The sequence below is a fragment of the Nocardia carnea genome, from assembly GCF_029868325.1.
In the GTDB taxonomy this organism is placed as follows: domain Bacteria; phylum Actinomycetota; class Actinomycetes; order Mycobacteriales; family Mycobacteriaceae; genus Nocardia; species Nocardia carnea_C.
The window spans coordinates 1-17,249 of the sequence record NZ_JARWNW010000312.1 but is presented as its reverse complement, the minus strand read 5'-3'; the positions used below and the strand labels follow the sequence as shown (position 1 = coordinate 17,249).

The 17,249-nt window shown below is 69.1% G+C and carries 18 protein-coding genes; 8 read left to right on the top strand and 10 right to left on the bottom strand.

Going from position 1 to position 17,249, the window contains the following annotated elements; genetic code table 11:
- Positions 1–27: 27 nt before the first annotated feature.
- From QH196_RS30705 to QH196_RS30685, 5 genes are all read right to left on the bottom strand, one after another.
- Positions 28–483 (bottom strand): hypothetical protein, encoded by a 456-nt coding sequence (locus QH196_RS30705; RefSeq protein ID WP_280419349.1) that lies wholly within the window; start codon positions 481–483, stop codon positions 28–30.
- A 100-nt stretch (positions 484–583) separates the two neighbouring features.
- A complete protein-coding gene (locus QH196_RS30700; protein ID WP_062979654.1) occupies positions 584–898 on the bottom strand; it encodes a hypothetical protein in 315 nt (104 codons plus the stop codon).
- A gap of 250 nt (positions 899–1,148) precedes the next feature.
- Positions 1,149–1,397 (bottom strand): acyl carrier protein, encoded by a 249-nt coding sequence (locus QH196_RS30695; RefSeq protein ID WP_280419385.1) that lies wholly within the window; start codon positions 1,395–1,397, stop codon positions 1,149–1,151.
- A gap of 177 nt (positions 1,398–1,574) precedes the next feature.
- Positions 1,575–2,663, bottom strand: coding sequence for an NAD(P)-dependent alcohol dehydrogenase (locus QH196_RS30690; protein ID WP_280419348.1), 1,089 nt, complete (start codon positions 2,661–2,663; stop codon positions 1,575–1,577).
- Between the two features lie 2 nt (positions 2,664–2,665).
- A complete protein-coding gene (locus QH196_RS30685) occupies positions 2,666–3,133 on the bottom strand; it encodes a DUF4334 domain-containing protein (RefSeq protein WP_280419347.1) in 468 nt (155 codons plus the stop codon).
- Positions 3,134–3,223: 90 nt separating this feature from the next.
- Here QH196_RS30685 and QH196_RS30680 point away from each other — a divergent pair, with 90 nt between their 5' ends.
- The gene (locus QH196_RS30680; RefSeq protein ID WP_280419346.1) at positions 3,224–3,781 is read left to right on the top strand and encodes a TetR/AcrR family transcriptional regulator; all 558 of its coding nucleotides are present in this window, start codon (positions 3,224–3,226) and stop codon (positions 3,779–3,781) included.
- Between the two features lie 13 nt (positions 3,782–3,794).
- On the opposite strand, the gene QH196_RS30675 is transcribed toward QH196_RS30680, so the two are convergent.
- A complete protein-coding gene (locus tag QH196_RS30675; RefSeq protein WP_280419345.1) occupies positions 3,795–4,445 on the bottom strand; it encodes a TetR/AcrR family transcriptional regulator in 651 nt (216 codons plus the stop codon).
- A 246-nt stretch (positions 4,446–4,691) separates the two neighbouring features.
- Between QH196_RS30675 and QH196_RS30670 the strand changes: the two genes are divergently transcribed.
- The 3 genes from QH196_RS30670 to QH196_RS30660 all read left to right on the top strand — a co-directional run bounded on the left by QH196_RS30670 (position 4,692) and on the right by QH196_RS30660 (position 9,124).
- Positions 4,692–6,062 carry an NAD(P)/FAD-dependent oxidoreductase gene (locus QH196_RS30670; protein ID WP_280419344.1) on the top strand — a complete coding sequence of 457 codons (1,371 nt, stop codon included), beginning with the start codon at positions 4,692–4,694 and terminating at the stop codon, positions 6,060–6,062.
- A gap of 13 nt (positions 6,063–6,075) precedes the next feature.
- On the top strand, positions 6,076–7,869 hold the full coding sequence (locus QH196_RS30665; RefSeq protein WP_280419343.1) for a hydroxysqualene dehydroxylase: 1,794 nt from the start codon (positions 6,076–6,078) through the stop codon (positions 7,867–7,869).
- A gap of 271 nt (positions 7,870–8,140) precedes the next feature.
- A complete protein-coding gene (locus QH196_RS30660) occupies positions 8,141–9,124 on the top strand; it encodes a hypothetical protein (protein WP_280419342.1) in 984 nt (327 codons plus the stop codon).
- 19 nt (positions 9,125–9,143) lie between these two features.
- Here QH196_RS30660 and QH196_RS30655 read toward each other — a convergent pair whose 3' ends face one another.
- Positions 9,144–10,556, bottom strand: a complete 1,413-nt coding sequence (locus QH196_RS30655; protein WP_280419341.1) for an MDR family MFS transporter — start codon at positions 10,554–10,556, stop codon at positions 9,144–9,146.
- A 227-nt stretch (positions 10,557–10,783) separates the two neighbouring features.
- Between QH196_RS30655 and QH196_RS30650 the strand changes: the two genes are divergently transcribed.
- Together QH196_RS30650 and QH196_RS30645 are read left to right on the top strand one after the other, a co-directional pair.
- Complete coding sequence (locus QH196_RS30650; RefSeq protein WP_280419340.1) at positions 10,784–11,305, top strand: DUF3558 family protein; 522 nt, start codon at positions 10,784–10,786, stop codon at positions 11,303–11,305.
- A 163-nt stretch (positions 11,306–11,468) separates the two neighbouring features.
- Positions 11,469–12,686, top strand: a complete 1,218-nt coding sequence (locus QH196_RS30645) for a PucR family transcriptional regulator (RefSeq protein WP_280419339.1) — start codon at positions 11,469–11,471, stop codon at positions 12,684–12,686.
- Positions 12,687–12,691: 5 nt separating this feature from the next.
- On the opposite strand, the gene QH196_RS30640 is transcribed toward QH196_RS30645, so the two are convergent.
- Positions 12,692–13,156, bottom strand: coding sequence for a hypothetical protein (locus QH196_RS30640; protein WP_280419338.1), 465 nt, complete (start codon positions 13,154–13,156; stop codon positions 12,692–12,694).
- A 239-nt stretch (positions 13,157–13,395) separates the two neighbouring features.
- Here QH196_RS30640 and QH196_RS30635 point away from each other — a divergent pair, with 239 nt between their 5' ends.
- The gene (locus tag QH196_RS30635; RefSeq protein WP_280419337.1) at positions 13,396–14,172 is read left to right on the top strand and encodes a M50 family metallopeptidase; all 777 of its coding nucleotides are present in this window, start codon (positions 13,396–13,398) and stop codon (positions 14,170–14,172) included.
- Between the two features lie 12 nt (positions 14,173–14,184).
- Here QH196_RS30635 and QH196_RS30630 read toward each other — a convergent pair whose 3' ends face one another.
- Positions 14,185–14,961, bottom strand: a complete 777-nt coding sequence (locus tag QH196_RS30630) for a siderophore-interacting protein (RefSeq protein ID WP_280419336.1) — start codon at positions 14,959–14,961, stop codon at positions 14,185–14,187.
- Positions 14,962–15,109: 148 nt separating this feature from the next.
- Here QH196_RS30630 and QH196_RS30625 point away from each other — a divergent pair, with 148 nt between their 5' ends.
- Positions 15,110–16,351, top strand: coding sequence for a phthiocerol/phthiodiolone dimycocerosyl transferase family protein (locus QH196_RS30625; protein ID WP_280419335.1), 1,242 nt, complete (start codon positions 15,110–15,112; stop codon positions 16,349–16,351).
- Positions 16,352–16,379: 28 nt separating this feature from the next.
- Here the strand turns inward: QH196_RS30625 and QH196_RS30620 are convergent.
- Positions 16,380–17,249 (bottom strand): metallophosphoesterase (locus QH196_RS30620; protein ID WP_280419334.1); only part of this gene is annotated, 870 nt, incomplete at its 5' end.

Genomic DNA, 17,249 nt, shown 5'->3' with positions numbered 1-17,249 from the left:
CGGATCACCGGGTCCGGCGGGCGTCCGTCACAGCCGCAACACACCCAGAGAAGCCAAACGTCGAGCCAGCGGTGGCGGGGGTCGCGCCCAGACGAGCGGAACGGCCGGGACCACCGCGGCGGGGGTATACCCGGTCACGCCGCGGGCGACGACGAACAATGCCAGGGCGATTCCGGCCAACGCGGTCAGGACGGCCAGGCACAGATGCAGCAGATCGTGACCCGCCCCGTGATCGCCGGGACTGTCGTGCGCGGGCTCCGGCGCGAGCACCGGCGCCGCCGTACAGCAGTGCGCCGGGCCGGGCCGGGTACCGGCCGGCGCCGATGGAACGGCTTTCGGCTCGACGGACCGAAGCAGCTCGTGCTGCGCGGGAGCGGCAGCGGGCTCGCCGGCGGCGGGGAGATGATGCATGCCCAGCAGGGCCACTGCCAGGAAGGCCGGCAGCAACCACCGGACGAGTGTTCCCGCGATGCCGGAGTGCACGACCCCGAATCTAGCAACCCGCCCGGCGCCCGGCCGGAACGGGCCGGACGGTCCGGGTCCCGCGATATCGCCGCGTACCCGCAAGCCTGCGGAGGGTGCGTCAGCCGCCCATGATGGCGTTCATGATCGTTCCCGCACTGGTGGCGACCGCGCCGCCCATCATGGCGCCGGCGATCTGTTTCGGGGCCGTGAGCGCGCCGCCGTTCCATTTCTCCCAGGCGAACTTACCGCCGCCGAACATGATCGCGGTGACGCCGGAGAGCAGGACGAACCAGGTCAGATACCGGGTCATCTGGGTGATCTTGTCCGACAGTGGCGGCGCTTCGGGTGTGGGATTGCCGACTTGGGCCAGTGTCGTATAGCTGTCGTGCAGCGCGGGAAGGCCGTCGTGCAGTGCGGTGAGGATCATGCTCATTCTGGTCGTGCCCCTCTCGGATGCCGGTGTATCCGGTGGCGGACGAATGCCGTTTCCGTAAAGCCGAACCCGATCGGTTATTGAAGCGCAATCGCGGCCTCCGTGGGGAGAGACTCGCCGATTTCTTCTGGTCAGCGCCGTAAATCGCGGCGTGTCGCCGATGCGACACGCGGGGAGCACTTCGGAACAGCAGCCGATCGGCATCCGATTCGGCCCGGGGGCCGCACCTGGTCACCGAAGCGTTGCGGTTTCACGACAGCGGGGTCACAGGCGCCACGGACACCCCGAACAGCTCCATCAGTTCGGCGAAGGTCCGCGCGGAGGCCACCTGCCGGTCGGCCAGTGCGATCCCGTAGTTCTTCTCGACCAGCACGATGATCGACAACACCGTGAGCGAATCCAGGCCCAGGTCGGCCGGGGACGCCTGGGGCGCGATGGTGTCGAGTTCCAGATCGCAGTGGGTACGCAGGAATTCGGCGATGTAGTCGCGGATCGGCATATCGGGCACGGCGGCCGGCCTTTCCCGGCGCCCGGAGCCGGTCGAGAGGTGGGCGGGGTCGTCCGGTGGCCGACCGCATGCAGGATCTCGCACCGAGACGACCACCGGATGACCGTTACGCGAACGGAATTCGTCCGCCGGCTGTCGTGGTCCGGAGACCGGGAACCGTCTACCGTCTCACCAGGTGAGTACCGGTTTGATCACCGAGCCCGCATGCTGTGCGGCCAGCGCCGCCTCGATCTCGGTGTGCGGGAAGCGGGTCACCAGCCGGTCCACCGGCAGCTCTCCCTTGCCGTACAGGTCGAGCAGATGCGGGATGAAGGTGGCCGGGTCCGCATCGCCTTCGAGACAACCGCGGATCGTTTTGCCCTGCAGCACCATATCGCGCACATCGATCGGCGGCACTCCGGCACCGAGACCCACCGCGACCACCGTCGCCCCGGTGGTGAGGGCCGCGAACGCATCGGCCAGCACGGCGGGAATCCCGGTGGTGTCCAGGGCGTGGGTGGCGCCGCCGCCGGTGACCTCCCGGACCACGTCCGCGGTAGCAGCACCGGCCGGATCCAGGACGATATCGGCACCCAGTTCGGTGGCCAGATCGCGCCGCGCCGCGGAGGTTTCCACCACGACGGTCCGCACACCGGGGACGGTGCGGGCGGCGAGCAGTGCAGCCGAACCGACCGCTCCCCCACCGTAGATCGCCAGCCAGGCCCCGGATTCCGGTCGCAGGGCGTTGAGTACCGCCCCCGCACCGGTCTGGAATCCGCAACCGAAAGAGGCCACGACGGCCGGGTCGGCCGCCGGATCGACGACGACGGTGTTGTCCGCGGTGGCCAATGCGTACCCCGCGAAGCTGGATTGCCCGAAGAAGCCGTCCCGTACCGGGGCACCGTCGACGGTGACGCGCGGCGATTTATCGGCGCGGCGCCCGAAATGGTTGAGGGCGGTGGAGTGCCGGCAGTAGGCGGGCCGGCCGGCCGCGCAGTTCGGGCAGGCCCCGCAGTGCCGGAAGGTGAGCACCACATGGTCGCCGGGCGCCACCGAGGTCACCGACGCACCGACCGCGGTCACGATTCCGGCGCCCTCGTGGCCCAGCAGCACCGGCCGGTCGGATTTACCCAGCACCCGGTTGACCAGGTCGGTATGGCAGATACCCGACGCGAGAATGCGCACCAGGATCTCGTCGTCACGGGGACCATCGAGATCGACCGTTTCCGCGGTGAACGATGCGGCCGGGTCCCGGGACAGGAGCGCCGTGGTCCGCATCGCTACACCCGTTCCAGCAGGAAGTAGAAGTATTCGCCACCGGCCAGGACGAGTTCCGGGCGGCCGTTCATGATGCCCATCAGGGTGGTGTCGTCGAGCCATTTGAAATGGTCGAAAACGGCGCGGCCGTCGTAGACCATGGTGGCGGTGACTTCGCCGCGGAATTCGATATTCCACAGGGTGGCCTCGCCGCCACCGAGTTCCACATTGGAGAACAGTGTGCCGTCCTCGGCCCGGCAGATCAGCGGTTTCGCGTCGTCGAGCGCATGGAAGGTTTTGCCGTACCAGCGGCTCTTGGGCAGTGTCCGGCACAGCGGATGGCCGGTCTGGAAAGCGTCACCGCGCCATTCGCCGAGAATATCCTCGGCGCGCGCGGGCCGCAGCCGCGCCCAGAGATCGTCGAGTTCGGCGACCGAGACCCCTTCGGCCTGCTCCCGCAACTGCTGCCACCGTGGCGTGTCCGCACTCATAGCTGTCCCCTCGACCGGTTCGGCGAACCATCTGGTTCGGCAACGACCTTAGTTCCGAACCAGATGGTTCGGCAAGCTACGATTCCTCGTATGCGTGCGGCAGGCCAGGCAACCCGGGAGCGGATCCTCGCGGCCGCCAAGGCGGAATTCGCCGAATACGGCACCGCCGGTGCCCGGATCAACCGGATCGCCGCGGCCGCGCAGGCCAGCAAGGATCGTCTGTACGCCTACTTCCCGGGTAAATCGGAACTGTACGCCGCGGTCACCGAACAGTGGACCGCGCAGACCACCGCCGAAACCGCCCTGCGCGCCGACGATCTCCCGGGCTACGTGGGACGGTTGTTCGACCATTTCCGCACCCACCCGGAGAACGCGCGATTACAGGCATGGGCGGATCTGGAACCGGCCGACGAGCGGATCGCACAGGTCCTGCGCCGCACGGTCGAACCCAAACTGGCCGAGATCAGGCGCGGGCAGCGCGCGGGGTCGGTCACCACCGATATCGCGGCGCCGACCCTGTTGCGCATGCTCACCGAACTGGCCCGCAGTACCGCGGTGCACAGCGGCCGAGAACCGGCCCGCCGGGTCGCCGAGCAGCGCGCCGCCGTCGTCCTGGCCGCACGCCGGCTGGTCGAACCCGCGCAGTGACGGGCCCGCTACGTCAAGCCGGGCCGGCCGGGGCGTCACCGTAGACCACCAGCCAGATCGAGCGGCCCAGTGCCCGTGCCAGTTCCGCGTCGGAAATGCCGGTGCGTACCGCGAACGCCGTGCTGATGGACCGTTCCACCATGGCCGCCAGCACCAGCGCCGTCGCGGCCGGATCCAATTCGGGCGCGACCCGGCCCGCGGCGCGGTCGGCCTCGAGGCGACGGCGTACCAGGTCGACGAAACCGGCGACCCGGCCGCGCCAGTAGGCGCCGACGTCGCGGTCGTAGGCGGCGAGTTCGCTCAAGGCCAGGAGCAGGTACCGGTGCCGGCGAAAGCCCGCGATCATGGCGCTCATCGCATCCCGTACGCCCGCTTCCCGATCGGTGTGTTCGGCACTCCACCAGCGTTCGGCGGCGGCGAACAGATCGCTGGTCGCCAATTCCGCCATCCGGATGAGCAATCGGCTCTTGTCCGGGAAGTAGCGGTAGAAGGTGGAGCGTGCCACTTCGGCGGTCGCGGCGATCTTCTGCACCGCGATCTCGGTGTACGGAGTGCCGTCGGCGAGCAGATCCTCGACCGCGCGCAGGACCCGCTGCTCGTATTCGGCGCGGCGATCGTCGTCCGGTTTCCGGGCCGGTCGCCGGGCGCGGGTCAGCGAGGGCATCCGGGGACCGCCGTATCGTTCGACCACTCGTGTGGGTATCCGCTCGCAAGGTCCATGCGGCCCATTGTGCCCGCCGGCCGGGGCGTGCCGTGGTCCCCGGAGCGGCTCGGATCACCGTCACCGGCTCCCGGTGCCTCTGCGGAAAACTGTGCGGGACAGTGCGGCCCGAATGGTTGACAACCTCGCCACCACACCGCACCATCAATCGGACATAGTGTCCGAGACTCGATGACCGAGGCGGTTCGTATGACTGACTCCCCCGCCACGGTCGAACAAGCCGATGTCGTGGTCGTGGGTGCTCGCTGCGCAGGTTCTGCCACCGCGGCCACGCTGGCCCGGGCCGGACGCCGGGTCATCGTCCTGGACAGCGCCCGTTTTCCGTCGGATACCCTGTCGACCCATCTGTTGTGGCCGGCGGGGGTCGCCGAACTGTCCCGGCTGGGCGCGCTCGACGCCGTCGCCGAACTCGGCGCTCCCGCACTCACCCACGCTTTCGCGGCGGGCTCGGGACATAGGATCGCGACACCGTTTCCCGAGGTGGACGGTATCGGCTACACGCTGTGTGTCCGCCGCACCGGCCTCGATCACGCCCTCGTCCGCACGGCCGCCGGTGCGGGGGCCGAGGTACGGCAGCACTGCCGGGTGACCGAGCTGGTCTGGGACGGTGCACGGTGTACCGGCGTCCGCTACGCCGGCCCCGAGGGTCGGACCGTCGAACTCCGTGCCGCTCTGGTGGTCGGGGCGGACGGCCGGCGCAGTACCGTCGCGCGGCTGGCGGGTGCAGAAGTGCCGTACGAGGCCGAACCCAGCGGTCGCGACTGCTATTTCGCGTACTGGCGCGACAACTCCACCGAATGGCGCTCGACCGCCGCGCAATGGCGGGTGGGCGCCGATCTCGGCACGGCCTTCCCCTGCGACGACGGTCTGCTGCTCTGTCTGGTCCAGCCACCCGCCGCCACCGGCCGCCTCCGTCCCGGCGATGCCGAACGGCGCTACGCCGCCGCCTTGGACCGGCTCCCACCGCTGCGCGAACGTCTCCGGGGCTGCGAACGGGTCGGACGGGTGCGCTCGGCCACGGGGATCGTTTCCTATTTCCGGCGGTCGAGCGGGCCCGGCTGGGCGTTACCCGGCGACTCCGGGCATTTCAAGGATCCGGTGACCGCTCAGGGTATTCGCGACGCCCTGCACTACGGCCGCCTCCTGGCCGAGGCGGTGGCCCCGGTGCTCGACGATCCCGGGCGGCTGGACCACACGGTCGCCGCGTGGGAACAGCGCCGCGTCCGCGAATGCCGCGAGATCTACCACTGGACCAACCGGCTCGCCCGCGGTACGGCCATGAGCCCGCTCGAGGTCGAGCTGTATCGCGCCGCGACCACCGATCCGGATCTGGCGGCCGTCACCACCGGAATCTTCTCCCGCACCAGGCGTCCCGCCGAGCTCTACACACCGGCCCGGATGGCCCGGCTCACGGCCGGCGCCCTGTGGCGGCACCGCCGCGACCCCGGACCCGTAGTCCGCGATATCGCGCAGGAGATCGCCGCCACCGCCCGCGAATTCCGTACGTCGCGCACCACGCTGCGCGGCGCCCCACCCGTCACCGGAACATCAACCGTTTGACCAGGAGAGCACCATGCCGGATCAGCTGCCGAAGAAGTCAGCATCGATCGACCGCCGCACCGCGCTACGCGGAGCACTCGCGGGCGCCGCGATACTCGCCGCCGGGCAGGCGACCGCCATCGCTGCCCCGGCCCGGCACCGAACCCCCGGTCTACGCACCGGCGGTAAAGAGGTCGCGATCTTCGGCGGCGGTATGGCCGGTTTGTCGGCCGCCCACGAACTCGCCGAGCGCGGTTTCCGGGTGACCGTCTACGAACCGTCCTATCTGGGCGGAAAGGCCCGCAGTATGGGCGTTCCCGGCACCGGTACCGGCGGACGCGCCGATCTGCCCGGTGAGCACGGGTTCCGGTTCTTCCCGGGCTGCTACCAGAACATTCCCGACACCATGCGCCGGATCCCGTTCCCCGGCAATCCGAACGGTGTCCTGGACAACCTGATCCGCGTCGCGGGCACCGTGGCCGGATTCCGCGACCGGCCACCGATCGTCGCGCCCGTGGAGATCGCCGGACTCGACCAGCTCACGCCGCAGAACCTGCAGAACAGTATCGTCAGCGCATTCGGTTTCATCCCGGAATTGCCGCCCCATGAACTCGCCTTCTTCGGCAAGCAGATGCTCATGTGGTTCACCTCGAGTACCGAACGGCGGTTCGGGCAATGGGAGTACCTGACCTGGGAGCAGATCATGCAGGCCGACGGTAAATCCGCGGCCTACCGGGCTTATCTGGTCAACGCGCTCACCCGCATCACGGTGGCCGCCAAACCGCATCTGAGTTCGGCACGCACCATCGGCACCATCGGTGAGGCGCTGGTACTCGCCGGGACCGGACTGATCCCGCAGTTCTCCGGCGGTGTGGACCGAATCCTGAACCGCCCCACGAACGCGGCGTGGATCGACCCGTGGGTGGCCTATCTGCGGTCGCGCGGCGTGCGCTTCGTCATGGGGCAGCGAGCGAGCCGGCTGTCCTGTGCCGGCGGCCGGATCGACTCGGTCACCGTCACCGACGCACACGGTACGGCGACCTCCGTGGTCGCGGATCACTACCTCTGCGCCATGCCGGTGGAGAAAACAGTGCCGCTGCTGAACGACCGGATCCTGGACGCCGATCCGCACCTGGCCGGGATGCGGGAGCTGCTCACCGATTGGATGGTCGGGATCCAGTTCTATCTGCGCCGCCCCACCGAGATCCCGGAGGGTCATATCGCCGCCCTGGGCTCACCGTGGGCGCTTACCGCGCTGCGCCAGGCACCGATGTGGGTCGGCGATTTCGCCGGCCGGTACGGCGACGGTTCGGTGCAGGAATGCTTCTCGGTGGATATCTCCGATTGGGATACCCCGGGGATCCTGTACCAGCGGACTGCCAAACAGTGCACCGCCACGGAGATCGCGGCCGAAGTCTGGGCCCAGTTGAAAGTATGGCTGAACACCGGGACGGGCTGGTTGCGCGACGAGGATATTCATTCCTGGCATCTGGACCCGGGGATCAGCTGGTCCGGCGGCACCACACATAACGAGACCCCCTTGCTGGTCAATACCGTCGGCTCCTACGATCACCGGCCGTACGCGCATTGCGCCATTCCGAACCTGTTCTTCGGCGGCGACCATGTGCGCAGTCATATCGACCTGGCAACCATGGAGAGCGCCAACGAATCCGGCCGTAACGCCGCCAATGCCATCATCGACGCCGCCGATGATCCCGCACCGCATGCCCCCGTGTTTCCGTTGGTCGAGCTGCCGGCGTTCGAGGCGGCCAAGAAGCTCGATGCCGACCGGTTCCGAGCGGGACTTCCCCACATCCTGGACATCTGAGGGCACGCCCGGCGATCCCACTGCGTGACACCGGGACCCGGCCGTGTACTCCCGGTGGGACAACACACGACCGGGCCCGGTGACGCCTATTCTGTTGCCGCCGAACCGATATGAACCCCGACGCCGCGAGGCGACCGACGCTTCGCGGAGCCGTTTCTGTCGGACCCCCGCAGTAAAATCATGCAGGTAGGACACAGTCGGAGGGTGAGTCGTGATCGGCCGACCGAACACGGCGGATAGCCTCCGGCGCATCGGAACCGGGGGTTCTGTGATGAGTGAATTCGGACAACAACGACTGCTGCCGCCGCGTCAGCACGGCACCTCGTGGCGTGAATCGGAGTATCGGACCATCGTGTCGGAACTTCGAGCCGGTAAGGACCTGACCGGGATAGCCGACGATCTCGGCCGCACCCCGTCGGCCGTGCGGGCCGCGCTGCGCAATTTCATCCCCCCGCAGGAACGGGTCCGCGCCGCCGAACGCGCCGGCTGGATCCGGGATCGGCTGGCCGCCGAACCGGAATGGGATTGGTGGGCGACAGTGGTCGACAACCACCGCCACGGCCCGTCCGCGCTGTGGCTCACCGAACACGAGCATCTCACCCGGCAGGCGTGGCGCGAGCGTACGCCGATGCCGGTACTCGCACAGCGGCTCGGCACCGCGGAGATCGAGGTGGCCGGATTCCTGCGCGCGCTGGGCCTGGCCGAGAGCCTGGCCGAGGTGGCCGACCGGCTCGGCGCCACCCCGGGACAGGCGCTGGCCAAACGGGTGAACGCCGCCCGCGACCAGGATCTGTCCGGTGGCTGGGTCCTGGTTGTCGACGGTGCGGCGGGCACCGTACAACATCGCAGCGCGCCGATTCGGCGGCATGTGTCGGTGCACGAGAGCCGGGCCGCCGCCGAGGACGGTCGCGACCGGGTGCTGTACCGGCACCGCCGGGCCGCCGGTGAGAGTTCCGCGCCGGTGTGGTGGACCATCGCCCATCGCGGCGTCGGCGATACCGCCGGCCGGACCTACTGCGGGGTGTACAACCCGCAGGCGGCTCCCAGCGGTGTCCGCGCGGACGCCCTGGAGGTCGGCGATCGGCTGCGCATCGCGGGGGCGGACGGGAACCCGGTGGACGCCATCGTCGAATCGCTGACCCGCCGCGGTGAGGTGATACTCGCCGATCTCGGCCCGGTCGGCGAATCCCGGGTCCACCAGGTGATCGAGTTCGAGGCCGGCGAACGGGTGGAGGTTCTCGGCCGCGAGGCCTAGCCGCCGCGCCGCCGGGCCGTTACCGGCCGGAACCGGAGCGGCCCGGCATGAGCGCGCCGGCACCCACGATGGCCACCGTCATCACCAGCACCGCCACGAAAACCAGGTGTACTCCGTCGGCCAGGGCCTCGGGTGAGGGGACGGCCGCATCCCCGATCCGTGAGTTGACCAGCGCGCCGAACACGGCCACCCCCACCGCGCTGCCGATGGATCTGGCGAACATGTTTGCCGAGGTCACCACGCCGCGTTCGTTCCAGGAGGTGGCGGTCTGGGCGGCGATCAGGGTGGGGCTGGCCACCAGGCCCATCCCGAGGCCGATCAGGAAACAGGTGGCCGCGATCTGGCCGATCGACGATCCGGCGTCGATGAACAGTGTCGCGGCGGCACCGATCGTGGCGAGTACACCGCCGAGGACGGCGGTGAGCCGGAAACCGATCCGCAGGTACACCCGGCCGGATTGGGATGCCGAGATGGGCCATCCGAGGGTGAGCGCGCCCACGGTCAAACCGCCGACGAGCGCACTCGCGCCGAGTACGCCCTGCGTGAAGGTCGGGACGTAGGAGGTGAGGCCGAGCAGCAGCGCCCCGACCAGTAGTGAGATCGCCGAGCTGGCCACCACCACGCGCCGGGTGAACAGCCACAGCGGCAGGATGGGGTTCGCCGCCCGGCGTTCCACGAGAACGAACGCCACCAGCGCGGCCGCGCCGCCGGCGAAGATCCCGATACCGGCCGGTGAATCCCACGCCCACGAGCGGCCGCCTTCCAGCAGACCGAGGATTACCGCTCCCGCCCCGGAGGTCAGCAGTACCGCGCCGGGATAGTCGAGACGAGTCCGCTGCCGCGGTACGGACTCGGTGAAATGGCGGGACAGCATCCAAGCCGCCCAGGCCGACAGCGGCAGATTGATCAGGAAGATCCACCGCCAGCCGAGGTAGTCGGCGAAAACGCCGCCCAGCAGCGGTCCGGCCACCGAGGACAGGGCCCAGACCCCGGCGATATATCCCTGTGCCTTCGCGCGTTCGGCCAGGGTGTAGATATCTCCGGCGATGGTCATGGTCATCGGCTGGATGGCGCCCGCGCCGATACCCTGAATACCGCGGAACACGATGAGCCACATCATGTTCCCGGCGAGGCCACAGAGCAGCGAACCGAGGGCGAATACCGCGATACCGAACAGGATCACCGGTTTGCGGCCCACCACGTCCGCGACCTTGCCGTAGATGGGGACGGTGACCGCCTGGGCCAGCAGGTAGATGGAGAACAGCCAGGGGAACTGGGCGAAACCGCCGAGGCTTGCGGTGATGGAGAGGACCGCGGTCGCGATAATCGTCGAATCGAGTGCGATCAGGCCGGTGGCCAGCATCAGCGAGCCCAGTATCGCGCCCCGGTCGGAACGAAGCCCTACGCCGGCCTTTGCGGTATCCGCCACCACCGGCGCACCCCTTTCCTCGGCTAACAGATCGGCCAACACGGCCGTGCGGTCACGCTATTCCCGGGCCGGCCGGTCGAGCGTCCAAATTTCCACATAGTGGGAGAGCGGTTCCCCCACGGCACCGGCCCCCACCGGCTTGTGCCGATACGCAACAGCCACCCGCCGGCCCCTGTGAGGGCACACAGAGGTCCTGTGCCGCAATGAAACCCGCGGCTAGCATCCGCGGAATGACGAACTCGACCGCTGCCCCGGGCAGCCTCTTTCGCCCTCGGATGCTGTGGTGCGTTCTCACTGCCGCCGTACTCGGCGCCGGCTCGTGCGGTACCGCGGAGGTCACGGATCCGGCCGCGGTGTGGGACCCGTGCGACCTGCCGGCCGGCCTCCTCGCCGAGGCCGGGTTCCCGGCCGGATCGCAGCGCCGGGATGTCGCCGCTGAGCCGGGCTGGGCGGGTTGCGGGTGGAGCAGCGGCGAGGCCGTGGTCCGGGTGCTGTTCACCACCGCCGGGTCTCCGGAGGGCGTGGGCGGCGCCGACGCCACCCGCACGGAGCTCACCGTGGCGGGCCGGACCGGGCAGCGAGTACAGCCGCGGACCGCCGATTCCGCGGCGACCTGCACCGTTGCCCTGCCGACCGAGAGCGGCGGACTGATCCGGGTCCGGCTGGACAGTGCCGGCCCCGGAACCGGCGCGGAAGTCTGCGGCCGGGCGGAGCGGGTGGTAAGTGTCCTTGCGCCCGCCCTACCGGCCTGATCAGCGGGTTTCGACCATAGCGTGCACCACTGTGAGCAGTCACAATGCGATCGGCGTGCCCCTTTACGGTCGTCCAGTCCAGTTCGCAAAGCGGTACCCGGTTCGACATGCGCTCGTTACTGTGTAGCCGCAGTCTCAGCACCCGGGGGTAGAAGGAGTCAGCATGACCGTCGACACGACCAGAACCCAGCTGACGCTATCCGGACAGCCCATGTCCGCCCCGCTACAGGATGTCCGCAAACTGTCCCGCCGGATGGTGGGCCATTTCGTGGAGAACGTGGTGCCGTGCGGGACCCTGCCGGGCGACGCCATCTACGGCGATGTCACCACCATCACCCGTACCTGTCTGGAACTGGCCGTGAGCATGCTCGACGGCCAGGACATCCCGGAGAAGACCCGAAGACTCGAGAACGCCGCCGCCGGCTGGGCACGGGAGGGGGTGCCGATCGACACCATCCACCACGCCGTCCACGAAGGGTTCCGGCTCGGCCTGGACCTGGTGGTATCGCAGGCGACGGTGACCGACTATTCCGCGCTCGTCGACGGCGCCAAACTCGTCGTCGAAATGCTCGACAAGATGACGGTCTGCATTTCGATGGCCTATGTGCGGGAACTGCGCTCGGTGGTCAACGAACACCATACGGCGGTGCATACGCTCACCTCGGCACTGCTGGGCGGGCACAGCACCTCGACCATGGCCCGCGAATGCGGTATCGAGATCGCCCCCGCGTATATCGTGCTGGCCGTGGCGATTCCGGCCCACCCCGACGAATCCGTTCCCGCGCTCGACGGTAAAGTGGTGGCCCGTCGCAAACTGCGCCGGGTGCAGGCGGAACTGGCTACCCGATGCGCCGACGCGGCGTTGTCGCTGCTGAGTGTGGATGGCGGCACCGTACTGCTGCCGGCCGAAACCCTCGGCGCAGAGCAGCTCGACGAATTGATTCCGCAGCTGTCGCGGGCGGCGCAGGTGCCGGTCAGTGCCGCCATGGTGGAAACGCCCACCGCGGATATTCCCGCGGCCGCCGACCAGGCCCATGAGCTGCTGGATATGGTGCAGCGGCTCGAATGTGTTCCCGGGCTCTACCGGTTCGACGATATGGCCCTGGAATATCAGCTCACCCGCCCCGGCCCGGGCCGGGAGTATCTGGGTTCGCTGCTCGAGCCGCTCGACGATCATCCGGAGTTGCTGGAGACGCTGCAGCGCCATATCTCCAACAACCTCAATCGCCAGCGCACGGCCCGGCTCATGCATATTCACACCAACACCATCGATTACCGGCTCAAGCGTGTGGCGCAGCTGACCGGTTTCGACCCGACCCAGCCGTCGGGCCTGTGGTATCTGCGCTCCGCGCTCGTCGCGCGCAGCTACCGGGCGAGGTGAGCGCATCAGGCCGGGGCCTGACCGTTGCGCACCTGCGCCACATAGGCCCGCGATACCGCGGCGGTCAGCGTATCGAGCACATCCACCACGAACGATCCGTCGACACCGCCGGAGGCCGGGTCCGAACGGCACGGTAGCCGCGAACCACGCAGTCCCAGTCCGCTTTTGACCCCTTCGTGCAAGGCATGCTGAATCACCTCGAGCGGAACCTCCTCGCGGGCCCAGCGTGCGGCCGCCACCTCGAGCCGGGCCAGCACCTGCCGGCCCGAGGGATCGGAATCGTCGAGCAGCGCCAGCGCCAGGCCCAATCCCACCCGGAACGCCGTCCCGAAATCCGCCACTGGCCGCGGCGCGTTCGTGCCGCCCGCGCTACGCACGGACCAGATCCGCAGCAGCTCGGTGAGTTCCGGTACGTCGAAAACTTCGGCGGAGTCCTCCGGTTCGGGGTCGTACTGTCCACTCGTGCACATCCGTGCTCCCTCCGCCGGCGACCGACTACCGATATGGACAAACGTATAGTTATTCATGGTTCCGGGTACGACCCAACGCCCCGACTTCGGTCCACCTCGGAACTCGGTCGGCCAAAGATAGTGAAACGTCCCATCAACAGATATCCGGGGATCGTGGTAACGCCCACCCCCGCGCCGGCCGCGGTGGCCGCACTCCCGGCGCCGCGCGCCGCGGCGCCCTCCCCGGTTATGGTGCGGCGGTGGATACCGGTGATCTGATAGACCGCAGCAGTTCCATCGCGGAGCGACTCACGACGACCCAGGCGGCCCCGCCGTCCTGGCTGGTACTGGCGACCGCGGTGGCGGCCCTGATTCTCGTCGGCTACGGACCGCTGTGGCGGGTGACCCGCAATGTCGTCACCATTGCGCACGAGGGCGGGCACGCATTGGTCGCGCTGCTGAGCGGCCGGCGGCTCAATGCGATCACGCTGCATTCCGATACCTCCGGGCTCACCGTCTCCAGCGGAAAACCCTACGGGTTCGGCATGATCCTGACCGCGCTCGCCGGTTATCCGGCGCCACCGCTGGTCGGGCTGGGTTTCGCCGCCCTGCTCGGTGCCGGGCGGATCACCTTGATGCTGTGGATCGCGATCGCCGCCCTGGCCGTGATGCTGGTGATGATCCGCAACGTGTACGGCGTCGTATCCGTCCTGACCACGGGAGCATTGGTTTTCGCGGTGTCCTGGTTCGGTTCCGATGCGCTGCAAGCCGGTTTCGCCTACCTCGCGACCTGGCTGCTGCTGCTCGCCGGCAGCCGTCCGGTACTGGAATTGCAGCGCACCCGCTCCCGGATGCGCGACGGCACCACCGATGCCGACCAGCTGGCCCGGCTGACCCGGCTACCGGGCCTGCTATGGGTGGCGGTATTCCTCGCCATCGCCCTCGGCGCCCTGGTTGCCGGCGCGGGGCTGCTGCTCTCGGCCACGGCCGGGATCTGCCTGCCGATTCCCGGCGGCGCCGACTGCCCGGCCGGCTGACCGCGATCCGGGTTATCCGGCGGTCTCGGTCTCGGCGAGTTCCTTCTTCCAGACCCGGAAGCCCTCCTCGGTGCGGCCGCGCCGCCAATATCCGGAGATCGAGGCGAACTCGGCGGAGACCCCGCGTACCCGGCGGATATAGGGGCGCAGATTGTGCATCACTGCCTGCGCCTCACCGTGGATGAACACCTGCGCCTGCCCCGGCAGCCACGGTGCGCCGCGGACCGCGGCGATCAGCGGGGAATTATCCCCGGCCCGGTCGTCGCCGACCTCGTGGGCCGCCCCGCCCCGATGCACCCAGGTGATATCGACCAGCGCCTTGGACGGTAGCGCGATCTCGTCGGACGCGTCGGCGACCTCGACGAAAACCTTCGCGGGGGCGTCCTCGGGCAGGGCTTCCACCGCGGCGGAGATCGCGGGCAACGCGGCCTCGTCACCGGCCAGCAGATGCCAATCGGCATCCGCACGCGGCGCGTAGGCCCCCGACGGTCCGAAGAAGGTGATCTGCTCGCCGGGCCGGACGGTCGCCGCCCACGGTCCGGCGATCCCCTCGTCCCCGTGCACCACGAAATCGATGGCGATCTCACGCGCCGCGGTATCCACCGAGCGGACGGTGTAGGTGCGCATCACCTCGCCGTCGGGCCGGTCGAACAGCAGCTTCACATAGGCGTCGGTGAATTCGTTCGCGGTGAAATCGTCGAACCCGGGATCGCCCAGATATACGCGGACCAGATGTGCGCTGAGCTGCTCGGTCCGGGCCACGGTCATGGTTGTGCGTTTCCTGGCCATCCGGCCTCCTCACTAATTAGGTATACCTAAGCAACGTACCAGCCTCGCCGCAGCCACTGTGTAGCATCCGTCTCGTCCGGACCGAAATATGAGGCAAGGAAGCCCTTTTGGGTTAATCTCTCACCAACATCCGGACAGAGGCACCACCATGACCGCGGCTACCGTCATCCGACCGCTGGCTCCCAGTGAGCAGATCTTCGCGTTCAGCGAGGTTTTCGTCGGATACTGCGCGCGCGTATCCGGCCGAGTGGACACCTCCGCCCTGGCCGCCGCGTACGAGGCGCTGGTCACCGCCCACCCCATGCTCGGTGCGCAGCTGGTGCCCAGTGAACCGTTCGGGCATACGCTGGTCACCTCCGGCCCGCCCGAGATCGTGCTCACCGTGGCGGACGGCGATCCGGAACTCCTGCTCACCGGGGCCGAGCCCGACCAGCGGCGCGCACTCGGCTCGGTCCACGTGGTGCGGTCGGCGACCGGCGCGAGCGTCACCCTGCTCGTGCACCACAGTATCGCCGACGCAACACATGCGCTGTACCTCTACGAACGACTGTGGCAGTGCTATTCCACCGCCGCCACCGGCCGGGCCCCGGTCCTCCCGCCGGTCCGGCAACCGCAGCCGGTCGAAGATCTGCTCGCGTCCCGCGGGATCGTCCGCCGCCCCGTCCCCGGCCGGGCGGGGCCACCCCGTAGCGAACCGCCGCTCCCGCCGGCGGACGCGCTCGCCGCGAACGACCACGACTATCCGCCCCTGGTCACCACTCGGTGCCGGCTGAGCCGGGAGCACACCGGCGCGCTGGTGTCCTACGGGCACCGCACCGGGCTGACCGTGCACAGCCTGGTGGCCGCGGCGCTAATGCTCACCGAAGCCGAGGCCCGCCGGCTGCCGGTGACCGGCCTGCAGTGTTCGTATTCGGTGGATCTGCGGCGCCGGGTCCGGCCGGCGATCGGGCCGGCCGAGGGCACCAATGTGCTGGGTTTCGCGACGTACCGCCCCGCGCCCGGCGGGCCGCAGACGCTCACCTCGCTCGCGCACGGGGTCTTCGGCGCATTACGGGAGGGTCTCGCCACCGGTTACGTCCAGCAGACGCCGCTACAGCTACCCGACACCCTGGCGGCACCGTCGGCGAATCCGCTCGACACGGTGATGACCACGAACTGGGGCCGATTACCCGGGCTGTCCGGGCACGCGGTCCGGATCGACGATTTCCGCACCACCATGATCGCCAAACCCGACCCCACCGGCCGCCGGCCCCCGCAACCCGGCGGCGGAACCAGCATCGTCACCACCTACGACGACCGGCTCAGTATCGAGATCCACCATCCGCCGGAATTCGCCCCGGTCCAGCGCCCACGCATCGAACGCCTGCGTACGCTGCTCACCCGGCTCTGACCCGGGTATCCGCCCCTCCGCGACGCGCTCAGACTCCCTGCAGCGACGCCAGCTCCAGCACGGTGATATCCGACGGTGCCGCGACCCGGACCGGTGGTCCCCAGGCTCCCGCGCCGCGGGTGACGTACAGCGCCGTCGCACCGTACAGCTCCAGCCCCGCCACGGTCGGGTTGGCCAATCGCGCGATCAGGTTACCCGGCCACAACTGCCCGCCGTGGGTATGGCCGGACAGTTGCAGATCCACGCCGTACCGCACCGAATCGTGCACCACCACCGGCTGGTGGGCGAGCAGGACGCAGGCGCGTTCGCTGTCCCGCCCGTCCAGCGCCGCCGCGAAATCGGGGCCGCGGCCGACGGTGCTGCCCGCGGGGTCGTCGACGCCGGCGAGGTCGAAATCGGGCAGGCTCACCCGCTCGTTGAGCAGGACCCGCATCCCGAGTTCCCGGACCCGTTCCAGCCAGGCGTCGGCATCGGAGTAGTACTCGTGGTTACCCGGGACGAAGTAGGTGCCGAACCGGGCGCTGAATCCGGCCAGCGGTTCGGTTTCGGCGCGCAGATCGGCGACGCTGCCGTCCGTCAGGTCGCCCACCAGGGCGATGAGGTCGGGGCGGGTGTCGTTCACCGTACGGACAACCCGCTCGCAGAAGCCACGGGCGAGCGCCGGACCCAGATGCAGATCGCTGACCAGCGCGATCCGCAGGCCGTGCGCCTGTGCGGGAAGTTTGGCCAGCGGTACGGTGACCCGCCGCACCATCGGCCCGTCGAGCACCCCGTAGGTGCCGGTTGCCACCACGGCACCCGCCGCCAGAACCGTCGCGCCCGCCGCCATCCGAGAGATCAGCATCCGCCGCGACAGCGGCTCCCGCGCCGGCGCCGGCGGCGCCGGGGGGACGCCCGG